Source organism: Absicoccus intestinalis (assembly GCF_033971885.1).
In the GTDB taxonomy this organism is placed as follows: Bacteria; Bacillota_I; Bacilli_A; order Erysipelotrichales; family Erysipelotrichaceae; genus Absicoccus; species Absicoccus intestinalis.
Genome location: NZ_JALBUS010000003.1, coordinates 164,725 through 186,194, shown reverse-complemented (window position 1 = coordinate 186,194; position 21,470 = coordinate 164,725). Strand labels below are relative to the sequence as shown.

The 21,470-nt window shown below is 37.0% G+C and carries 20 protein-coding genes, 1 tRNA gene, 1 rRNA gene and 1 other annotated feature; of the genes, 21 read left to right on the top strand and 1 reads right to left on the bottom strand.

The window, feature by feature from the left end:
- Positions 1–5: 5 nt before the first annotated feature.
- From rrf to MOZ64_RS03100, 12 genes are all read left to right on the top strand, one after another.
- A 5S ribosomal RNA gene (gene rrf, locus MOZ64_RS03155) occupies positions 6–119 on the top strand.
- Positions 120–328: 209 nt separating this feature from the next.
- On the top strand, positions 329–2,425 hold the full coding sequence (gene pulA / locus MOZ64_RS03150) for a type I pullulanase (RefSeq protein WP_320325160.1): 2,097 nt from the start codon (positions 329–331) through the stop codon (positions 2,423–2,425).
- A 56-nt stretch (positions 2,426–2,481) separates the two neighbouring features.
- Positions 2,482–3,993, top strand: a complete 1,512-nt coding sequence (locus MOZ64_RS03145) for an IMP dehydrogenase (RefSeq protein ID WP_320325159.1) — start codon at positions 2,482–2,484, stop codon at positions 3,991–3,993.
- 53 nt (positions 3,994–4,046) lie between these two features.
- On the top strand, positions 4,047–5,183 hold the full coding sequence (locus MOZ64_RS03140) for an anaerobic ribonucleoside-triphosphate reductase activating protein (protein ID WP_320325158.1): 1,137 nt from the start codon (positions 4,047–4,049) through the stop codon (positions 5,181–5,183).
- The gene (locus tag MOZ64_RS03135; protein WP_320325157.1) at positions 5,180–7,198 is read left to right on the top strand and encodes a ribonucleoside triphosphate reductase; all 2,019 of its coding nucleotides are present in this window, start codon (positions 5,180–5,182) and stop codon (positions 7,196–7,198) included. The genes MOZ64_RS03140 and MOZ64_RS03135 overlap by 4 nt, the downstream gene beginning before the upstream one ends.
- A gap of 63 nt (positions 7,199–7,261) precedes the next feature.
- Positions 7,262–7,486, top strand: a complete 225-nt coding sequence (locus MOZ64_RS03130) for a hypothetical protein (protein ID WP_320325156.1) — start codon at positions 7,262–7,264, stop codon at positions 7,484–7,486.
- 221 nt (positions 7,487–7,707) lie between these two features.
- Entirely contained in the window at positions 7,708–8,571 is an 864-nt protein-coding gene (locus MOZ64_RS03125) for an SPFH domain-containing protein (RefSeq protein ID WP_320325155.1), read from the top strand.
- The gene (locus MOZ64_RS03120; protein WP_320325154.1) at positions 8,568–8,807 is read left to right on the top strand and encodes a hypothetical protein; all 240 of its coding nucleotides are present in this window, start codon (positions 8,568–8,570) and stop codon (positions 8,805–8,807) included. Before MOZ64_RS03125 ends, MOZ64_RS03120 begins: the two co-directional genes overlap by 4 nt.
- 66 nt (positions 8,808–8,873) lie before the next feature.
- Positions 8,874–8,956: transfer RNA gene (locus MOZ64_RS03115), tRNA-Leu, on the top strand.
- 788 nt (positions 8,957–9,744) lie between these two features.
- Positions 9,745–10,686, top strand: coding sequence for a nucleoside hydrolase (locus MOZ64_RS03110; protein WP_320325153.1), 942 nt, complete (start codon positions 9,745–9,747; stop codon positions 10,684–10,686).
- Between the two features lie 2 nt (positions 10,687–10,688).
- Positions 10,689–11,573 (top strand): ribokinase, encoded by an 885-nt coding sequence (locus tag MOZ64_RS03105; RefSeq protein WP_320325152.1) that lies wholly within the window; start codon positions 10,689–10,691, stop codon positions 11,571–11,573.
- Between the two features lie 170 nt (positions 11,574–11,743).
- Positions 11,744–12,331, top strand: coding sequence for an ATP-binding cassette domain-containing protein (locus MOZ64_RS03100; protein WP_320325151.1), 588 nt, complete (start codon positions 11,744–11,746; stop codon positions 12,329–12,331).
- Between the two features lie 72 nt (positions 12,332–12,403).
- On the opposite strand, the gene MOZ64_RS03095 is transcribed toward MOZ64_RS03100, so the two are convergent.
- Positions 12,404–12,769 carry an ArsR/SmtB family transcription factor gene (locus MOZ64_RS03095; RefSeq protein ID WP_320325150.1) on the bottom strand — a complete coding sequence of 122 codons (366 nt, stop codon included), beginning with the start codon at positions 12,767–12,769 and terminating at the stop codon, positions 12,404–12,406.
- A 141-nt stretch (positions 12,770–12,910) separates the two neighbouring features.
- Here MOZ64_RS03095 and MOZ64_RS03090 point away from each other — a divergent pair, with 141 nt between their 5' ends.
- From MOZ64_RS03090 to mltG, 9 genes are all read left to right on the top strand, one after another.
- Positions 12,911–13,129, top strand: coding sequence for a cation transporter (locus MOZ64_RS03090; RefSeq protein WP_320325149.1), 219 nt, complete (start codon positions 12,911–12,913; stop codon positions 13,127–13,129).
- An 8-nt stretch (positions 13,130–13,137) separates the two neighbouring features.
- The gene (locus MOZ64_RS03085) at positions 13,138–15,033 is read left to right on the top strand and encodes a heavy metal translocating P-type ATPase (RefSeq protein ID WP_320325148.1); all 1,896 of its coding nucleotides are present in this window, start codon (positions 13,138–13,140) and stop codon (positions 15,031–15,033) included.
- Between the two features lie 19 nt (positions 15,034–15,052).
- The gene (locus tag MOZ64_RS03080) at positions 15,053–15,841 is read left to right on the top strand and encodes a glycoside hydrolase family 25 protein (protein ID WP_320325147.1); all 789 of its coding nucleotides are present in this window, start codon (positions 15,053–15,055) and stop codon (positions 15,839–15,841) included.
- A 53-nt stretch (positions 15,842–15,894) separates the two neighbouring features.
- Positions 15,895–16,443: a TetR/AcrR family transcriptional regulator gene (locus tag MOZ64_RS03075; RefSeq protein ID WP_320325146.1), complete on the top strand. Its 549-nt coding sequence runs from the start codon at positions 15,895–15,897 to the stop codon at positions 16,441–16,443.
- A gap of 39 nt (positions 16,444–16,482) precedes the next feature.
- Positions 16,483–16,673 (top strand) — a binding site (T-box leader).
- 29 nt (positions 16,674–16,702) lie between these two features.
- The gene (gene alaS / locus MOZ64_RS03070; protein ID WP_320325145.1) at positions 16,703–19,330 is read left to right on the top strand and encodes an alanine--tRNA ligase; all 2,628 of its coding nucleotides are present in this window, start codon (positions 16,703–16,705) and stop codon (positions 19,328–19,330) included.
- Positions 19,331–19,395: 65 nt separating this feature from the next.
- Complete coding sequence (locus tag MOZ64_RS03065; protein WP_128519928.1) at positions 19,396–19,647, top strand: IreB family regulatory phosphoprotein; 252 nt, start codon at positions 19,396–19,398, stop codon at positions 19,645–19,647.
- Positions 19,647–20,072: a Holliday junction resolvase RuvX gene (ruvX, locus tag MOZ64_RS03060; protein ID WP_320325144.1), complete on the top strand. Its 426-nt coding sequence runs from the start codon at positions 19,647–19,649 to the stop codon at positions 20,070–20,072. Before MOZ64_RS03065 ends, ruvX begins: the two co-directional genes overlap by 1 nt.
- Before the next feature lie 39 nt (positions 20,073–20,111).
- Entirely contained in the window at positions 20,112–20,366 is a 255-nt protein-coding gene (locus MOZ64_RS03055) for a DUF1292 domain-containing protein (protein ID WP_320325143.1), read from the top strand.
- On the top strand, positions 20,359–21,438 hold the full coding sequence (mltG, locus tag MOZ64_RS03050; RefSeq protein ID WP_320325142.1) for an endolytic transglycosylase MltG: 1,080 nt from the start codon (positions 20,359–20,361) through the stop codon (positions 21,436–21,438). The genes MOZ64_RS03055 and mltG overlap by 8 nt, the downstream gene beginning before the upstream one ends.
- Positions 21,439–21,470: the final 32 nt, after the last annotated feature.

Below are 21,470 nucleotides of genomic sequence, written 5' to 3'. Positions count from 1 at the left end.
CACGATCCGGTAGCGATAGCGGAGTGGATACACCTGTTGACATCCCGAACACAGAAGTTAAGCACTCCCGCGGCGAAGATAGTTGGGCCTGCCCCTGCGAACCTAGCACGCTGCCGGGTCTTTTTTTTTATGTTGATTAACAAGGGAGCATACCGAACTCTATTATGAATGGAATCCCATCACGTGATTGTGATAATACCATGAACAGAAAAGAGTATCCATGAAAAATAGATAATAAAATTTTAAATATACGATATGCCCACTTGGCAAATACATAGAATACAATTAATATTAGTGGTAGAATAACAGAAGAAGAGAGGCAAATTTTATGCGAATGCAATCTAACTTTGAGGCTTATTTTGATGATTTTGACTGTATCAACGTGTTCATGTCCAAAAATTTCTATAATGGAAATAGTTCTATTTTTCACTTAAAAGATACACATGATCGGATCATTCCTCTAACCATTCGTTCGCGGTCTGAACTGTATAATGGCTATATCCATTATGATCTATCTTTAAATGCTTCTTCGATCCAAATGGGTGAAGAATATACCATTTATGATGAACATTGTCGTACAACTATCGTAAACTATGCGCACATTGTGAAAACAGTAAGATTCAATCATACCTATACTTATAAAGGAAACGATTTAGGTTTAACCTATACACCTACTTGTTCAACCTTTAAATTATGGTCGCCAATAGCCTATTCTATTTTGTTGTTGTTAAAACATGATCGACAAGAAGAAGTTTATCATTTGAAACGAGATGCCAAAGGCGTTTATGAAGTGAGTGTCAATAAAAATTGCTTAGGCGATGCATACTACTTTTTGGTACGAGTCAATGGCAGTTGGCGAAAAATTGTCGATCCGTATACCAATTTTAGCGGTCCAAATTCTAAATACTCGGTTGTGATGGATATCCATCTTCTTGATTTGCCAGAAAAAGTGGTTATGCCTCCGTTAAAAAGCAATTGCGATGCACTCATTTATGAAGCCAGTATTCGAGATATGACCTCCATGCCAGATATTGGTGTTAGTTATCCCAAAAAATTTCAAGGATTTACGCAAGAAAATGAGATTACAAAAGAAAAATGTACCGGATTTAGTTATTTGCGTTCTTTAGGCATTACCCATGTTCAATTGATGCCCGTCTTTGATTTTGGTTCTGTAGATGAAGTATATCCCAATATTTTCTATAATTGGGGCTATGATCCCGTACAATTTCGTTGTTTAGAAGGTAGTTATGATATCAATCCAATTGATGCAACCAGTCGAGTCAAAGCTTTCGCAAATTTAGTCGCAAATTGCCATAAAGCAGGTATCCGTGTAAATTTGGATCTTGTTTTTAATCATGTCTATGAAAAAGAAAAATTCTCATTGGAAAATCTTGTTCCAAATTATTATTTTTTAATGAATCGTGAAGGTGCTTTTTCGAATGGCTCGTTTTGTGGAAATGATTATGATTCACAGGCACCGATGGCACGCGAATACTTGGTTGAAACTTGTCGTCGTATTGTTGAGTGGTTTGATGTGGATGGTTTCCGTTTTGACTTGATGGGAATCCTTGATGTTAATGTCATGAATGAAATTGCATCTGTTTGTAAGAAGATCAAACCAGATTTTATGATCTATGGAGAAGGTTGGAATATGCCAAGCTTTGTTTCGGAAGATCTTCGGGCAACGCAACAAAATCAGCAAAAAATGCCATATATTGGCCATTTTTCGGATAGTTTTCGTAATGTCGTTAGAGGGCCGAATGACCAATTAACACAAAAAGGTTTTTCCAGTGGGGATACATCCATCATTTATTCTATGATGGATCGAATGAGCGCTTCAGGAAATACGTATGACTCACCTGAAAAAGTCATCAATTATGTAGAATGTCATGACAACCATACGCTATGGGATAAGAATCAAGTTTGTTGCAGTGATGAAAACGAAGAAATTCGTAAAAAACGTCAGGTTTTAGCAAATGCCATCGTCTTGTTGTCACAAGGTGTGCCATTTATTCATTCTGGCCAAGAATTTTGTCGAACCAAACAAGGACTTGGTAATTCATACAATCGATCGGATAATTACAATAAAATCGATTATGATCGTCGTAACTATTTTCAAGACGTACTCAATCAAACCAAAACCCTGATCCAAATTCGAAAAAAACATCCTTGTTTTCGATTATCGACCATTGAAAAGACACGAGAAAATACCCGCTTTGAAACGATTGAAGATGCTGTTTTAGTCTACGAATGCAACGATAAAGAAGATAGCTGTATTTCTTTTTTCAATCCAACCGGAAATACATATCATTATGTTGTACAGGATCAAGTGACGATTTTATTTGATAACGGAAATAACAATGGCCAGAGAGCAAAAGATATCACCATTGCACCATATTCAGTTGTGGTTGGAGAATACGAATAAAATTTGCAAAGCATATTAAAATTGCATATAATCATTTCAATACAAAGGAGAGAAATATGGCAAAATTTTTTGAAGAACCATCAAGAACTTTTAATGAATATTTATTAGTACCAGGCTATACAGGTGAAGATTGTATTCCGGATCGTGTAAGTTTGAAGACACCATTGGTGAAATTTAAAAAAGGTGAAAAGCCAGCCATTTCAATGAATATTCCTATGGTTTCAGCCATCATGCAAGCTGTAAGTGGTGAAAAATTAGCTTGCGCCTTAGCTCAAGAAGGTGGCATTAGTTTTATTTATGGATCGCAAACAGTGGAATCACAAGCAGCGATGGTTCGCCGTGTTAAAGCGACAAAAGCTGGTTTTGTGGGTTCTGATTCCAATGTTTCACCAGAAGATACATTGGCCGATGTTTTGGCATTAAAAAAAGAAACTGGACATGCAACCATGGCGGTTACTGAAAATGGTGAAGCCAATGGAAAACTATTAGGTATTGTAACGAGTCGTGACTATCGTATTAGTCGGATGGATCCTTCAGAAAAAGTGAAGAATTTTATGACTCCATTTGAAAAATTAATTGTTGGCGATGAAGATATCACTTTATCCGAAGCCAATGATATTATTTGGGATCATAAATTAAATCAGTTGCCAATTGTGGATAAGGACCAAAAATTGGTTGCTTTCGTATTTAGAAAAGACTATGAAAGTCATAAAGATCATCCATTGGAATTATTGGATGATCAAAAGCGCTACATTGTTGGTGCTGGTATCAATACCCGTGATTATGAGCAACGTGTACCCGCTTTGGTGGAAGCCGGAGCTGATGTATTATGTATTGATTCAAGTGAAGGATTCAGCGCTTGGCAAGCCAACACGATCCAATGGATTCGTGATCATTATGGAGATTCCGTAAAGGTCGGTGCGGGAAATGTTGTCGATGAAGAAGGATTCCGATTCTTAGCAGAAGCTGGTGCTGATTTTGTCAAAATTGGTATTGGTGGTGGTTCCATCTGTATCACACGTGAACAAAAAGGAATTGGTCGAGGACAGGCAACGGCCACTTTAGATGTTGCTCGTGCTCGTGATAAATATTTTGAAGAAACAGGAATTTATGTACCAATTTGCAGTGATGGAGGTATTGTTTATGATTATCACATCACGTTGGCCTTAGCATTTGGTGCAGATTTTGTCATGTTAGGTCGTTATTTTGCTCGTTTTGATGAAGCTCCAAATAAGTTGGTTACGGTCAACGGAAACTATATGAAAGAATATTGGGGTGAAGGTTCGGCTCGTGCCCGAAACTGGCAACGCTATGATATGGGTGGAGATAAGAAAATGGCTTTTGTGGAAGGTGTTGATTCTTATATTCCATATGCCGGCTCTTTGAAAGATAATGTACGGATCACTCTATCAAAAGTTCGTCATACGATGTGCAACTGTGGATGTTTAACCATTCCAGAACTACAAAAAAATGCAAAAATCACGTTGGTTTCTCAAACAAGTATCGTAGAAGGTGGAGCTCACGATGTCGTTGTTCGTGATGAGCATTTTGATGCGAAAGAAAAGTAATTGATTTCAGATGGATATGTCATATCCATCTTTTTATATGGTAAAATTCAACTATGGATCAACAAACAAATTTATTAATGAACATCAGTGTCATGTATCGTAGCACACAAAAATATTATGATCGAAATTTACAAGATTTACATTTGACTTATGCGCAATTACCAATCTTGATCATGATTTATGAAAATGAAGGCATTTCTATGCGTGAAATCTCACAAATGGGTGTTTACGATAAGGGAACCATATCGAAAAGTGTAAAACATTTAGAACAACAGGGATTTATTATAGTGCAATCATCGAAAGTGGATAAACGAAATAAAGAATTATATACTTCGGATTTTGCGAAACAATCCATGGCAAAGGTATATTCTATTCGAAGAGATTGGTGGCAACATTTGATTCAAGGTGTTGATGATGTTGCGTTTCGACAATTTTTACCATCATATAATCGGATAGCCAATAACGCAAAAGAATATGCAGAATCCATTTCCTCTCAATTACCTTTTTTTCATTGGCAGAAAGTTTCATTGACTCATTATCCACATAAAATAAGCACTGTTTTATATACGGCCGGTAGCAATTTTCGCTGCCCATTTGACCGATACCCAGAATTGATCTTTATCCAAGAAGGGATGAAAGAATTACCTCGACAAGAAATCATCGAATACTTAGAAAAGCGATCAGATGTATTAGAGGCTGTCTGTATCGAAGGTGGTGAACCTTTGATGGATCCTCGTTTATTTGATTTTGTTACATTGATCAAACAAATGGGATATTACATCAAAGTGACTACAAATGGATCCTTTCCCGATCAATTGGAAACATTGATACAAAAAAAATACGTTGATTTTGTGAGTCTAGATATAAAAAATAGTCCAGGTCAATATGCGAAATCCATTGGGATGGCGCATTTTGATATACATCCCATTGAAAAAACCTTAAATATCTTAAAGAAAGAGACGATTCCTTACCAAATTGAATTGTATTTAAATCAAGAATATCATACGATGGCTTCGCTAAAATCATTGGCGAAATGGCTTTCGGGCATGAAAAAAATTATTCTTCATACCAATATCGAAAGTTTACCAACGCTTAGCAAACAACTACATAATTTTGATCCAACACAGATCAATAAAATTTCTCAAATTTTTCGTGATGAAAATCTAGAAGTGGAGGTTCAAGCTGAATGATACAAGTTATTAAACGTGATAATAGTGTGGTTGCCTTCGATATTCATAAAATCGAAGCAGCGATTCAAAAAGCTTTTGCCTCGTTAAACAAAGAAACCGATGATTCTGTTATTGAATTATTAAGTCTACGTGTAACGAGTGAATTCTCAGATGATATCCAAGATGGAAAGATTCCTGTAGAACAAATTCAAGATTGTGTTGAATATGTTTTATCGGTAACTGGTTATGCGGATGTGGCGAAGGCTTATATCCTTTATCGAAAACAGCGTGAAAATGTAAGAGAATTTCAAAAAGTATCACAAGTCCATAAGAAGATCATGGATGCCTATCTTCATGTTGATAAATCATTGCCCAATGATGATCGATTATCGACGTATTCCATTGGTGGATTGATTCTTTCAAACTCGGGTGCCATCACCAAAAACTATTGGACACATTTTATCTATGATGAACAAATTGTAGAAGCCCATGAAAAAGGTGACATATATATTCATGATTTGGATATGTTGACGGGAGATAGTTGTGGATGGTCCATTCGCCCTTTATTGGAACATGGTTTAAGTGGACTGGATCATAATGTTCATTCACGACCGCCAAAACATTTATTTTCAGCTTGTAATCAATTGATCAATTTTTTAGGTATCCTTCAAAATGAATGGGCAGGTGCCCAATGTATACCAAGTTTTGATACGTATTTAGCACCATTTGTGAAAGTCGATCAGTTGGATGAAAAAAGTACGCAACAATGTATTGAAACCTTTATTTATGGAGTCAATATTCCAGCTCGATGGGGTTCTCAAGCACCATTTTCGACCATTTCATTTGATTGGACCGTCCCTGAAGACTTAAAGAATCAAACTGTTTTTATTGGTGGTGTTCAACAAGATTTTGTTTATGGAGATTGCCTTGATGAAATGAAAATGATTCAAAAAGCTTTTTTTAAAACGCTATTGGAAGCTGATCAATCAGGTCGTAGTTTTCCTTTTCCAATCCCAACCATCAATATTCAAGATGATTTTGATTGGCAAAATGATACTTTAAATGCATTGTTGTTTGAAGTCGCTGCCAAATATGGTAGCCCCTATTTTGCACATCATTCTCGTTATGCACGAGAAAAGATGAATAATTATCATACATTGTATGAAAAGCCAAGTGGTTTTTTTGGATATGGAGAAAATCAAGGATCCATTGGTATGGTGACCATCAATATGCCACGACTGGCTCATCGATCCAAGAATGAATCGGATTTTTTTGAAAAACTAGATAAATTAATGGATCTAGTTGCTCGTACATTGGATGTAAAAAGACAAATACTGAATCAATTTTTACAAGCGGGTTTATATCCATATACCCGACATTATCTAAAATCTTTTGATCGTTGTTTTGGCACTTTTGGTGTCATCGGTATGAATGAGGCCTGTGAAATGGCCAATTGGATCCATTCCGATTTAGGAAAGGAACAAGCCCAAGATTTTGTCGTGAAGGTATTGACACATATGAGAAATCGTTTGTATCAGTATCAAGAAAAATATCATTCCTTTTTTAACCTAGAGGCTACTCCAGGAGAACGAGTCTCCTATGAATTGGTGCAAAAAGATCGGACATGGTTGCCAGAACATGCGAAAAGTTATTATACAAATTCTTCCCATCTACCGGTGAACTATACCGATGATGTATTTGAAGCATTAACGATCCAACAACAATTTTTGCCATTATTTACAGGTGGTGCTGCTTTCCATGTATATATTCCTTCGCGAATTGTCCATTGGCAAGATTGTATGCATCTTGTTGATCAAATCATTCATCACTTTCAGATTCCTTATTTGACCATTTCACCGACTTATTCAATCTGCAACAAGGATGGATACATTCCAGGATCCCATACGCTTTGTCCAGTATGTAATGAAAAAGTAGAAGTATGGGCACGCATGGCTGGATATTATCAACCGGTCCAATATTGGAATGAATCCAAAAGACAGGAATTTATTGAAAGGCAAGATTATCAATTGGCTTAATGTGTATAGCTTGCATGAATTGCGGATAAAAACTATAATAAAAGTATGACAGAGGATGAATTGATGAAAGAATTGGCAGAACCAATTCTTGAAAAATTAAAAGAAGTTGATAAGGAAATGGGAAATCAGAATATGTCTGAGGTTCCTCAGGTTCATTTTGTTCGTAATCATTTGCAATTACCTGCGGAAATTGATGGTTTTGAAATTACGGATGAATTTTTAGAGAAACTGGAAAAATATATCCAAGATGAGTTAGAGTCTTTTCATAAACCAACCGTTTTACATTAAATTTTCTTTAAGTTGGATTTTTTCACGCAGAGAGATCTGCGTTTTTTTATGGAATCAAATATGAATTTGTTGAAATCAAGCGAATTTTACCTTTTTAAATAAATTCTAGATATTTGTGTACAATTTTTGTTATCATATTTGTATTATATAAGCAAAGCTTAAAGGAGAAGGGTATGTTTTTTATATTCATTTTACTTATCTTGATTTTCCTAATGTTACTTATGATACGTGTTGTGCCACAAGGAAGTTCTTATGTAATCCAGCGATTGGGACGCTATTATACAACATGGGATTCAGGACCTCATCTTAAGGTTCCCTTTATCGATCAGGTAGCTCGAAAAGTGTTATTAAAAGAGCAAGTTGCTGATTTTGCACCACAACCAGTGATCACAAAAGACAATGTTACGATGCAAATCGATAGTGTTGTATATTTCAAGATTACCAATCCACAATTGTATGCTTATGGTGTAGAAAATCCGATCATGGCCATGGAAAATTTAACAGCTACAACTTTACGGAATATCATCGGTGATATGGAATTGGATGCAACCTTGACAAGCCGAGAAGCCATCAATTCGCAGATGCTGCAAATCATAGATTTGGCTACGGATCCTTGGGGAATCAAAGTAACACGTGTAGAATTGAAAAATATTCAGCCACCAACGGCCATTCGAGAAGCGATGGAAAAACAAATGAAGGCTGAACGTGAAAAAAGAGCGGCCATCTTAACGGCAGAAGGAGAAAAACAATCGATGATCTTGGAAGCGGAAGGTCATAATCAATCCGCCTTATTAAATGCAGAAGCGGAAAAACAAGCAATGATCCTTCGTGCTGAAGCTGAGAAAGAAAAAGAAATCAAAGAAGCAGAAGGTCGGGCAGAGGCTATTCGGAAGGTGCAAGAAGCAACGGCTGAATCTATCAAGAAAATTAAAGAAGCGGGTGCTGATGACGCGGTCATCAAGTTAAAAAGTCTGGATACTTTAGCAAAAATGGCTAATGGACAAGCAACAAAGATCATCATCCCTTCTGAGATACAAAATCTTGTTGGTTTGATTGAAGGTGTAAAAGAGGGAACACGATCATGATGTTCGCTATTTGTATTGGTTTATTCCTGATGTTTGTTATTTATGGCATTGTGAAAGCACAAATGAATAAATCAAAATCTGCACTAAAGCCGAAACAAGATATCACTTGTGAAACACAATATGAACATGACCACAAGGAACAAGGAGAACGCTATATTGTGCATGATGAGCCGGAACAAGGCTATGTCATTTTAAATGGTGTGAAACGCCGGATCGAAGATTGCAAAGATTTATAAGAAATAGGTCATTGACCTATTTTTTACTTGCCTTTTATATTTGAATAGGATATACTGTATAAGCATGCGGGTGTGGTGAAACTGGCAGACACGATAGACTTAGGATCTATTGCTTACGCGTGCAGGTTCGAGTCCTGTCACCCGCACCATTGTCTAGAAAGCCTTTTAAGGCTTTTTTTGTATATAATAGAATATATTCATCAAGATCTCAAATGTAGAGATCTTTTTTTCATGTTTATAAAGGAACAATCAATATCCAATTATTAATGATTTTAGATAGATGCGATGGATTCAAGATATGGACAATAAGAAAGGGGTGCAATGATCTAGACAACAGCATCTGTGAAATATGTATTAAGCAACTAGGTGCAATCAGGATCGATATAAATTTTACATGTATTTTTTGGCAAGAGCCTCATATGTTATTATTGGTAGTAATTTGCCTCAATTTTCAAAATTGTATGGTCAGACGATTGAAACAGTCGGTTTATTAGCTTTTGCTCTTGAACGTATTTTGACGATGAATATCACGGGTTTGGTGGTGGAAGAGTGCTTCTTCCAAAGTGTTGACCCTTGGCACACTTTTTACCGCTATTTTCTTAGCCGGTACACCTTTATTCGCAAACGATACTATAGATATGATACTATCGTTTATAGGTGGAATTGCTTTTGGTACACAAGATGCTATGTGTCCAACCATGTTGAGTGGCGTATTTAAGAAAAATTAGGAAGAATCATTGACTTTTAGACAAGCATGATTTGGTATTGGAACGACAGTAAGTCCGGTGTCGTTTTGACCAGCAGTCTTTCCTATGCTATGGCTTTTTTTGATGGCAGCATTTGCTTTGATCATGCTTGCTGTTTGTATTCTGGCGGCAGCGATTTTGAAATTTACGACGAAAGAGAAAGAGCCTGTGAAGGAATAGAGGGTAAAGATATGAAAAGAAAAATAATTATTGATACGGATTGTGGATCCGATGATGCCATGGCCATTGCGATGGCCTTGAATGATAAGAACTACGAGATTCTCTTTTTTTCGACGGTTTCCGGAAATGTAGATGTTGATCAGGCAATTAAAAACACGTTAACGACCATTGAGGTAGCCAACACATATACACCGCCGGTATATCGTGGTTGTGAGACAATGTTGCTTCAAAAATTGATCTATGCACATGAAACACACGGAAAGGATGGAATGGGAGATATTGGGTTAGTTCCTCATTATTTAAAGAAAAGCGAAGGGCATGCAGTATTAAAAATTCTTGAAGCTTTGGACGCGAGTGAGGATGGTGCAATTGATATCATTACTTTAGGTCCTTTGACGAATATTGCTTTAGCCATCAAATTGGCACCTGAAATTATGAAAAAAGCGGGTAAGATCGTCGTTATGGGATCTGCAGGATTAGGAGTTGGTAATGTTACTCCCGTAGCGGAATTTAACGTATGGCAAGATGCAGAAGCCGCAAGAATTGTGGTTGAAGCCGGATTGGAAAATGTCATCTTTGTAGGTTGGGATGCCTGTTTGGATGAATGTATGTTGACCCCACCTGAAATTAAACGGATTCGTGAAAGTGGAGATTTAGGTAAGTTTGCCATCGATTGCAATCGAGTATTAATGGAAATGAATGTGGATCGTTTCGGTGATACGTATCTGGATATGGCAGATCCATCGGCGATGGCAGCAGCCTTGTATCCGGAGTGTATCAAGGATTGTAAGAAATACTATTGTCAAGTTGATACGACACCTGGACCAAGCTATGGTTCGGTATTGGTGGACAGTAATTTTTTCTCGGGCAAAGAGCCAAATATCTATGTTTGCAGTAAGCTTTATCCCGAAAAATATAAAGAATATATATTTAAAACATTGAAAGTGGAATGAATATGAAAGTGTTAAATTTCGGATCTTTAAACATCGACTATGTGTATGAGGTGGATAACTTTGTTAAAAAAGGAGAAACAATAGCTTCAAAATCAATGCAACAATTTGTTGGAGGTAAAGGTTTAAATCAAACCGTTGCATTAAAAAGAGCAGGCGTGAATGTGGCACATGCCGGATCGGTTGGCAAAGATGGTAGTTTCTTGCTGGATTATTTGAGCAACGAAGGTATTGATACAAGTCTTATTTATATAAATCCAGACGTAAAAACGGGCCATGCGATCATTCAGATCGATCATAGTCATGATAATTGCATTCTTCTATATGGTGGGGCAAACCGTGCTATTCCTGCCTTCTATTTTGACAAGATCTTGCATACATATCAGGCAGGAGATTTCATTGTTTTACAAAATGAGATCAATGATGTTTCTAAAATCATTGAGCAAGCTCATGAAAAGGGAATGATCGTCATCTATAATCCAGCACCGATGAATGAAGATGCCAAACAAGTGAATTTTGATTTTGTCGATTACTTAATCTTAAATGAGCACGAGGCAAGTGCTTTATTAAACATCGATCCAGAAAATATTTCACAACTCATCGAAGGTTTAGCGAGACGTTTTTCAAACAAACACATAATTTTGACCCTGGGCGAAACAGGATCTGTATATATCCATGGTGAAAGGATTTATCGGCAAAAAGCATATAGAGCTCCGGTTGTGGATACAACAGGTGCTGGAGACACATTTATTGGTTTCTTTGTTGCCTCTATCGTAAAAGGAAAAACGATAAAAATTTCGATGGATATTGCTTCAAGAGCTTCCTCGATGGCAATCAGTAAAAAAGGGGCGGCACCTTCTATTCCATATATTGCGGATATAGATGAATAGACATATGGATTCGAATTTAGAAAATAAGGATATTCAATCAAATCAGAATTCGCTTAATATCTTAACTATCATATTACATATGAATAATAATTCGTTAAGAAATATAGTTTAAATAATTAGGGTGCTGTACTGAGTGATCATTGATTAGTCTATTAAAAAGGGACCGATGGTTGAATAGCTACGCTCATTGCCATCGGCCTTTTTGGTATAATTTTGTTGTGATGAAATACTTTAATCAATGTAACGCAATTCAACCGTCATTTCAATTCTCTTTGAACTTTGTTTATGAAGATTCTATCCCTGATGATGTATCTAGAACAGTAAAAGAAGGAGTAAGTTTATTAAACTATTTCGATTTATCGTATTCAGAGCGTAAGTTCATCAATATTGCGTCAGCATTGCTACGAAATACTCAAATTATCGTTTTCGATGAAATCACGGGAACACAAGATTTATTAGGAAAAAAACGAATCGTGAATATCTTAAATTGGCTCAAAGAAAAGGGAACCACCGTATTATTTATCTCACATATATTGATTTCGTTGTTGAAAAATTTCTCTGATGTGATGATCATGTCCAATGGTTCCATTCAATATTTCGGTGATATAGAACATGCTTTTTTAGATGACAAAATACTTACTGTCTCACATATTTCAAAACCTATAGTTACAACGGTGGCAGAAAATCTTGAGATTTCAAATATCGTTTGTTATGCGGATCTGATGAAAGAAATAAAGAAAAAATTAAATACAGATTGAAATTTGAATCTTTTCGATTGCATAAGGGAAACGTGTTTTTGTCGATCGTCGTAAACGACCAATTACGATGATTTACGTTTCATGGGATGGGCAAGATACCTTTGCTACTTTTTCTATGACATGATGAAGTGTATTTACCAGTTCAGAATCGGCTGCTTGATAATACATTTCTTTACCATGTCTTTCACTGGTGATCAATCCGGCATCTTTTAATAAGCGTAAATGATGGGAAACAGCTGGACTGGACATGTCGACTGCTGCAGCAATATTGATCACACATTCTTGGGCATGACAAAGAAACCAAAAGATGCGCAATCGTGTGGGATCACCGAGCTGTTTCATGGCAGCAGCAACCGTTTCAATGGTTTCTGGATTGGGAATATGTTCAATGATTTCTTGTTCGTTTTCTTGATGATGATGCGGCAATGGTTTAGTCATAAAAATCTCCTTTTTTTCATTCTATCATTATCGTCAAGTAAAAGATTGAATAATTGTTTTATCTTTGTTGACATCGTCATAGAGTATGCTATCATATAGATACAATTAAACGATTGTTGAATCGTTGAAAGGGTGATTTGTATGAAAAAAAGTTATAAAATTGATGTAGATTGTGCTAATTGTGCAGATAAAATGGAACAAGCTGCAAAAGCCACGCAAGGTGTCAAAGATGCCACAGTAAACTTTATGACGCTGAAAATGAAAGTCGAATTTGAAGAGGGGGTAGAACCCAAAACGGTGATGGAACAAGTGCGAAAAAATTGTAAACGGGTGGAAGACGATTGCGAGATCTTCCTATAGGTCAGTTTATGAATAAGAAACAAAAACAAAATTTAATTCGTATCCTCTTGTCTACAGGATTACTGATTGTTTTGTATTTTATTCCCGTTTCGGGTTGGATGCGTTTTCTTCTATATATGATTCCATATTTGATCATTGGATATGACATTTTATGGAAAGCCATCAAAGGAATCATTCATCGCCAACCTTTTGATGAATGTCTTCTGATGGCCATTGCGACAGTCGGTGCGATTGCTTTAGCGATTCGTGAAAATGGTGACTATACAGAAGCGATTGCAGTCATGTTGTTTTATCAAGTGGGTGAATGGTTTCAATCCTATGCCGTTGGTAAAAGTCGAAAAAATATTACGGATCTCATGGACATTGCACCAGAATATGCCAACTTAGAACGAGATGGTCATCTTGAACAAGTAGATCCGGATGAAATAGAAATTGGATCGATCCTGGTTGTGAAAACGGGAGAAAAAATCCCAATTGATGGTGTAGTTTTGGATGGTGATGCATCTTTGGATACAACTGCATTAACCGGTGAATCCATACCTCGTTCTGTGCATAAAGGGGATGAAGTCATTAGTGGTTGTATCAATACCGATGGCGTATTAAGAATTCGCACGACCAAAGCTTTTGAGGATTCGACCGTTGCCAAAGTGTTGGAATTGGTTGAAGATGCGAGTTCGCATAAATCGCATTCCGAAAATTTCATTACGAAGTTTGCTCGAATCTATACACCGATTGTTGTATATTCAGCCATTGCGCTCGCATTTATTCCACCCCTGATTCAATGTATGATGCATACGCAACCACAATGGGGAACATACTTATATCGCGCATTGATTTTTTTAGTTGTTAGTTGTCCTTGTGCATTGGTTATCAGTATTCCATTGAGTTTCTTTGCCGGAATTGGATCGGCCAGTCATGAAGGGGTCCTGGTCAAAGGCTCTAATTATCTAGAATTGTTATCGGAAATCAAAACAGTGGTATTTGATAAAACCGGTACATTGACCAAAGGCGTTTTTGAAGTGACCAATATTCATCCAGAAAAAATTTCGGCAGACGAATTGCTTCATATGGCTGCCCATGTGGAACGTTATTCGACCCATCCGATTGCGAATTCGCTAAAGAAGGCATATCCCAATGAAGCCGATGCTTGTTCGATTTCGGATGCCAAAGAAATAGCAGGACAAGGCATGCAAGCAATAGTCAATGGGAAACTTGTTTGTGTTGGCAATGCCAAGATGATGGATGCAATGGGCATTTCCTGGCAAAATTGCTTGGATGCTGGAACCATTGTCCACATTGCAATCGATGGCGTATATGCCGGCCATATTCATATTTCCGATGTTGTGAAACCACATACGAAACAAGCGATTTCTGAATTACGGAAAAATGGTGTATCCAATATTGTGATGTTGACCGGAGATTCTCGATCGGTCGCGCAACGAGTCGCTCAAGATGTAGGTATCCAAAATGTCTATAGTGAATTATTGCCTCAAGATAAAGTAAAAAAAGTGGAAGATCTACTTCAAAATAAAGCCAAAGAAACGGATCGTTTAGCTTTTGTGGGCGATGGCATCAACGATGCACCGGTATTATCACGAGCCGATATTGGGGTAGCCATGGGAGCCATGGGAAGTGATGCAGCCATTGAAGCAGCAGATGTCGTATTAATGGACGACGATCCATTAAAATTAGCGACGGCTATTCATATTTCACGAAAATGTTTACGAATCGTAAAAGAAAATATTTGGTTTGCGATTGGTATCAAAGTTCTATGCTTGGTCCTAAGCGCATTTGGTTTGACCAATATGTGGGTTGCAATCTTTGCCGATGTCGGTGTGATGATCCTTGCGGTTTTGAATGCGATGCGATGTATGTTTATTCATTCCATAGAACCAATCGACTAAAACATGTTAGAATAGATGCATGAGACAACAAAAACAGCGAAAACGACTCATGATCTTATGGATGATCCTGGTTTGTGTAGTTGGCTTGATCCTATCGATTCTTTCCATGTCTTCTTCTACACAAAAGAAAAAAAGTGGCTCTTATTATGATCTAAATGCTTTTGGATATAAAAATGGATTGATGACATTTAGTGATGATCATTATTCTACGCAAACAGGAATCGATGTTTCCAGTCATCAAGGATCTATTGATTGGGATGCCGTAAAGAAAAGCGATATTACTTTTGCGATGATTCGATGTGGATATCGAGGTGCTAGTGAAGGGGCTTTGTATGAAGATCGTGCATTTGCCACCAATATCAAAGCAGCGCAAGCAGCCGGTTTAAAAGTAGGTGTTTATTGGTTTTCCAGTGCCATTACGGTAGCGGAAGCGAAAGAAGAAGCCGATTATGTTCTATCCTTGGTTTCTGCTTATGATTTAGATCTGCCGATTGCTTTTGATATGGAACGATTAGAAGGCCAAACCAGTCGGATCGATGATTTGACCAAACAGGAGAAAACAAAGATTGCCAATGCCTTTGTATCTCGTTTGAAAAAGAAAGGTTATAAAACATTGGTGTATGGGAATGCATCTTGGCTATCCAATGATATTCAGGTGAACAAGATCGATTCAGATATATGGTTAGCTTCCTATAGCGATACCCTAACATATAAGAAAGCGTTTACGATGTGGCAGTATACACAGAAAGGATCCGTTGATGGAATTTCTGGATCTGTTGATATTGACTTATACATTCAGGAAAAGTAAACATTTGAATATTAAAAATGAATCATTTAAAATAATGGACAGAGGGATAGCGTATGTCAGATTTCACAAAAATTGCGATCATGCATTCATTAATTGAATTATTAGAGGAAAAAGAGTTCACAAAAATTACTGTAAAAGATATCGTGACTCGATGTGGCATAAATCGCAATACTTTCTATTACCATTTTGAAGATATTTATGATCTCTTGGGACAAACTTTTCAATATCTGATCGATCAAACCAATTTACAAAACATTAATTTGAATAATTGGCGAGAAATGCTTGAAGATATCTTAAGAAAAGTGGCAAGATGGAAATTAGCTGGACGTCATATCTTTAATTCATTGAGTACACATGATTTATTTCGCTATATGCATCAAATCTATTGGGTGTCCTTTGAAAACTATTTCACACCAATTTTTAATGAAATGAATGTACCCGAAGACGATCGGATCTTCTTCTTAACAACGCTAACAGATACCTTGATTGGATTTACCATAGAATGGGCAGAAAAAGACTTTAATGAGCAATTTGCACGTAAAAATATTGAAAAAGTTGCGGAATGGCTGACACGAATCTTGACATTGGATCCAATCCAATAGTCTATTGAATTTTTACTTTGTTCGTGATATTATTCATTTGATTTATCGATGATAAAAATAAGTAGGATCTTGTTTAGGAAATCAGAGATAAGGTGGTTGGTGTAAACCTTACAAAGAATTTGGTCTGAAGCTATTTTGGAGATAAACGTATTTCGGCGTTAACGAATAATCAAGGGCATCTATCAAACATGGATGAACTAGGATGGTACCGCGTAATTTACGTTCCTAGAAATAGGAACGTTTTTTAATGGAGGAAAAGATGAAACAATTAACAGGCAACCAAGTCAGACAAATGTTTTTGGATTATTTTGAACAACAGGGTCATATGATCGAACCCGGCGCAAGTCTAATTCCCGTGAATGATCCAACTTTATTATGGATCAATGCTGGGGTCGCCGCTTTAAAGAAATATTTTGATGGAAGTGAAAAACCAGCTTCCAATCGAATTGCGAATGCACAAAAAAGCATTCGTACCAATGATATTGAAAATGTAGGGAAAACAGCTCGCCATCATACATTTTTTGAAATGTTGGGAAACTTTTCCATTGGTGACTACTTTAAAACAGAAGCCATTCACTTTGCATGGGAATTTTTAACCAGTGAAGAATGGATGGGCATTGACACCGATCGTTTATATATCACAGTATATACATATGATGATGATGCCTATAATGTTTGGACCAAAGAATGTGGCGTTGATCCAAGCCACATGTTACGGACCATGGACAATTTCTGGGAAATTGGTAAAGGGCCTGGAGGGCCAGATAGTGAAATCTTCTTTGACCGTGGTGAAAAATATGATCCAGAAGGATTAGGTGAAAAATTATTTTTCGATGAAATGGAAAATGATCGATATGTAGAAGTATGGAATATTGTATTTTCTCAATACGATTGTGATCCATCCATTGATCGAAAAGACTATAAAGAATTACCTCAAAAGAACATTGATACCGGAATGGGACTGGAACGATTGGTTGCACTGATCCAAGATGGAGAAACCAATTTTGATACCGATTTATTCTTACCTATCATTCATGCTACTGAAAAATTAGCGAAATATCCATATGAAGGTGAATATAAAATGGCTTATCGAGTCATTGCCGATCACATTCGGACCATTACTTTTGCGATGAGCGATGGGGCTAACTTCTCCAATTCTGGTCGTGGCTATGTATTGCGTCGTGTATTACGGAGAGCCGTTCGTTATGGTTTGAAATTAGGACTGGACGAACCATTCTTATATAAATTAGTGCCTGTGGTGGCCGATACCATGCAAGATTTCTATCCATATTTGCAAGAACATGTTGCTTACAATCAAAAATTGATTGAAGTCGAAGAAAAGACATTTAAGAAAACGTTGAAAAACGGACAAGCATTATTGGATGCTGAAATTCAAAAATGCGATGGTCATTTACCAGGAAAGATCGTATTCAAACTCTACGATACCTATGGATTCCCATTTGAATTAACGCAAGAAATTGCCCAAGAATCCAATGTATCGGTGGATCGTGAAGAGTTTGATATTGAAATGAACAAACAAAAAGAACGTGCTCGAAATGCACGAAATACAAAGGAATCCTTTGGGGAACAACACGAAGCTTTGATGGCTTTCACCCAACCAAGTACATTTATTGGTTATGATCAATATACTTGCGAAGCTAAAGTGATTGGTTTATTTAAAGATGGTGAAGCAGTGGATACACTGAGTGATGATGGACAAGTCATCTTGGATCAGACGGTTTTCTATGCCGAAAGCGGAGGACAAGCAGCAGATACCGGTACGATGACAGGTGATGGTGTAGAATTGGATGTAACCGATGTACAAAAAGCGCCAAATAAACAACCGTTGCATACAGTTAAGATCAATGCGGGCCAATTGACCATCGGCGATACGGTGACTTGTCAAATCAATGAGGAACAACGGTTAAATACAACGGCCAATCATTCGGCAACCCATTTATTGCAGGCTGCTTTACAAAAAGTGGTTGGTTCACATATTCATCAGGCTGGATCCTACAATTGTGCCGATTATTTACGTTTTGATTTTAATCACTATGAAAAAGTAAGTGACGAACAATTGGCTAAAGTTGAAGATCTTGTGAATGAATATATCGCGGCTGGATATCCAGTAACCAAAGAAATCATGGATATTGACGAAGCCAAAAAATCCGGTGCAATGGCTTTGTTCAACGAAAAATATGGTGATCGTGTACGCGTTGTAACGATGGGAGATGTATCCAAAGAATTCTGTGCGGGTTGTCATGTTCACAATACATCCGAAATTGGTGTATGCAAGATTGTGAGTGAAGAATCCATTGGATCGGATGTTCGACGGATCACGGCTAAGACCAAATTGGCTGCATACAATGAATTTGCCCAAGAACATCGCATGTTGGAACATATTGCATCCAGTGCCAAACAAAAGACCATTAAGAATATCGATCATAAAGTGGCACAGAGCTATGAGCAAATGAAAGAACTCCAAAAAGAAATTGCGAATTTGCAGAATCAAATGTTTGCTTTAAAAGCCAAAGATTGGGCCAATGACATTGAAGATTGGGGATCGATCCATGTTTTGATCAAACAAGTAGAAAATATGGATGCCAAAGCATTAAAAGATATTGTATCCAATACCAAGGCACAAGATGAAAAAGTGGTATGTTTCTTTGTGAATGAAAATCATGGAAAATTGGTCTTTGTAGCCGGTGCTGGTAAAGAAGCCGTAGCTCATGGCGTACATGCTGGAAAATTGGTGAAAGCTGCTGCACAAATCTGCCAAGGAAATGGTGGTGGAAAACCTGATATGGCGCAAGCTGGAGGTAAAGATGCTAGCAAAGTGGCCGAGGCATTAGAAAACGTAAAAGCAACCTTACAGACAATTGCGTAAACCGGTTTATTTATCGAAAAATATTGTGTATAATTATATATATCTATTAAGGGAGTGTGATGATGATGAAAGACGTTACAGAAACAATGACTTTCACTACTGAAGAAATTCGTCGTGAAAACATCAAGACCATTTTGCGTGAAGTCAGCGATGCGCTGGAAGAACGTGGATATAGTTCTGTTAACCAAATTGCAGGTTATTTGATCAGTAATGATCCTGCTTATATTTCTTCACATAAGAATGCACGTAACTTGATTCAACGTATTGAACGATATGAAATCATTGAAGAATTGGTGCGCGCCTATCTGGAGAAGTAATGGAACGCATTATCGGATTGGATTTAGGAAGTAAAACATGTGGCGTGTCAGTCAGTGATTCTTCACGTTTTATTGCGAGAGCTCTAAAGACCATTCGCTTTGAATCTGATGATTATGATGATTGTTTTGATCAAATTTTAGAGCTATTAGATCAAGAGAAGATCAAAGAAGTTGTGTTGGGATTGCCTAAACATATGAATGGTGATATTGGCGAGCGCGGACAGCTTTCGATTGATTTTGCGAATGAATTGGAAAAAGAAGGCATTACTTGTCATCTGTGGGATGAGCGATTGACAACGGTGAGTGCTGAGCGATTATTGATTTCAGGGGATGTTTCGCGAAAAAAACGCAAGCAAATCATTGATCAAATGGCCGCTGTAGAAATTTTACAGAGTTACTTAGATCGACAACGTAACGGGGGTTAGTTTAGATCCCCGTATTTTTTTTAAAAGGAGGACCCTATCATGTTAGATTCAAATTGCTTATATGTGACAGACGAAAATGGACAAGAAAAAAAGATGATCATCTTGTTTACTTTTGATTCGCCCGATTATGGACAACAATATGTGGTTTTTCAAGACCCAGATCTAGAAGATGGCCAAGTTTATGCATCCCGCTATGATGCCCAAGGAAATTTATTCCCCATTGAAAGTGACGAAGAATGGGATATGGTAGAAGAAGTCATCAACACCTTTGTGGAGGATGAAGAGAATGCATAAAGCCAAACATGAACATCGACCACTGATCATCGTTGTTTTGATACTTTTGATTATGGTTGTAGCATGTGGCGGCTATTACTTCTATGCATTGACACCCGTTGGTAATGGATCTAAAAAAGTTGATTTTGTGATCCAAGAAGGCGAATCCTATGATAATGTATTAAACAATCTTGAAAAGAAAGGGCTGATCCGCTCAGCTCGAATGGCCGATTTGTATTCGAAGATACATACACAAGAATCTTATTATGCGGGCGATTATGAAATTAGCAATGGTCTAAGCACAGAGGGGGTTCTAAAATATATTTCCAATGTCAATAATGCGACAAAGGAACAAATCAAAATTACAGTACCCGAAGGAAAATGGGCCAAAGAAATTGCTGCTATGATTGCAGAAAAGTATCCAAAATATACGTCCAAAGAAATATTAAAAAAATGGAACGATATCAATTATATTAAGAAATTGGCCAAAGAGTATACATTTTTAGATGTAGATACTCTCAATAATTCCAACTATAAAGTCAAATTAGAAGGATATTTATTCCCAGACACGTATTTGTTGACGAAAAATATGACAATTGATGAAATTACACGAGTATTTCTCGATCGTTTTCAAGATATATATGACACATACAAATCCGATATTGATAAGAGTGGCTATTCTTTACAACAAATTTTGACTCTAGCAAGTATTGTTCAATTTGAATCTGCCACGAAAAGCGATATGAAAAAAATTGCAGGGGTATTCTATAATCGATTGAATGATAAAATGAAACTACAATCCAGCGTAACGGTTTGTTACGCATTGTACGATGATTATAAAGATGCACAAGATTGTGAAGTCAATACGGATGTTGATTCACCATACAATACGTATGAACACGATGGATTACCAATTGGTCCGATCTTAAATCCAGGAGAAAATGCCATCGATGCTGTCTTACATCCGACTAAATCCGATTATCTATATTTTGTAGCCGATATCCATGGCGATGGAAAAGTCTATTATTCCAAGACATTAGAAGAGCATGAAAAAAAGGTCGAAGAATTGGACCTGAATTTGGACAACCAATAGATATGTGATATAATCACTGTGCAAAAAAATAA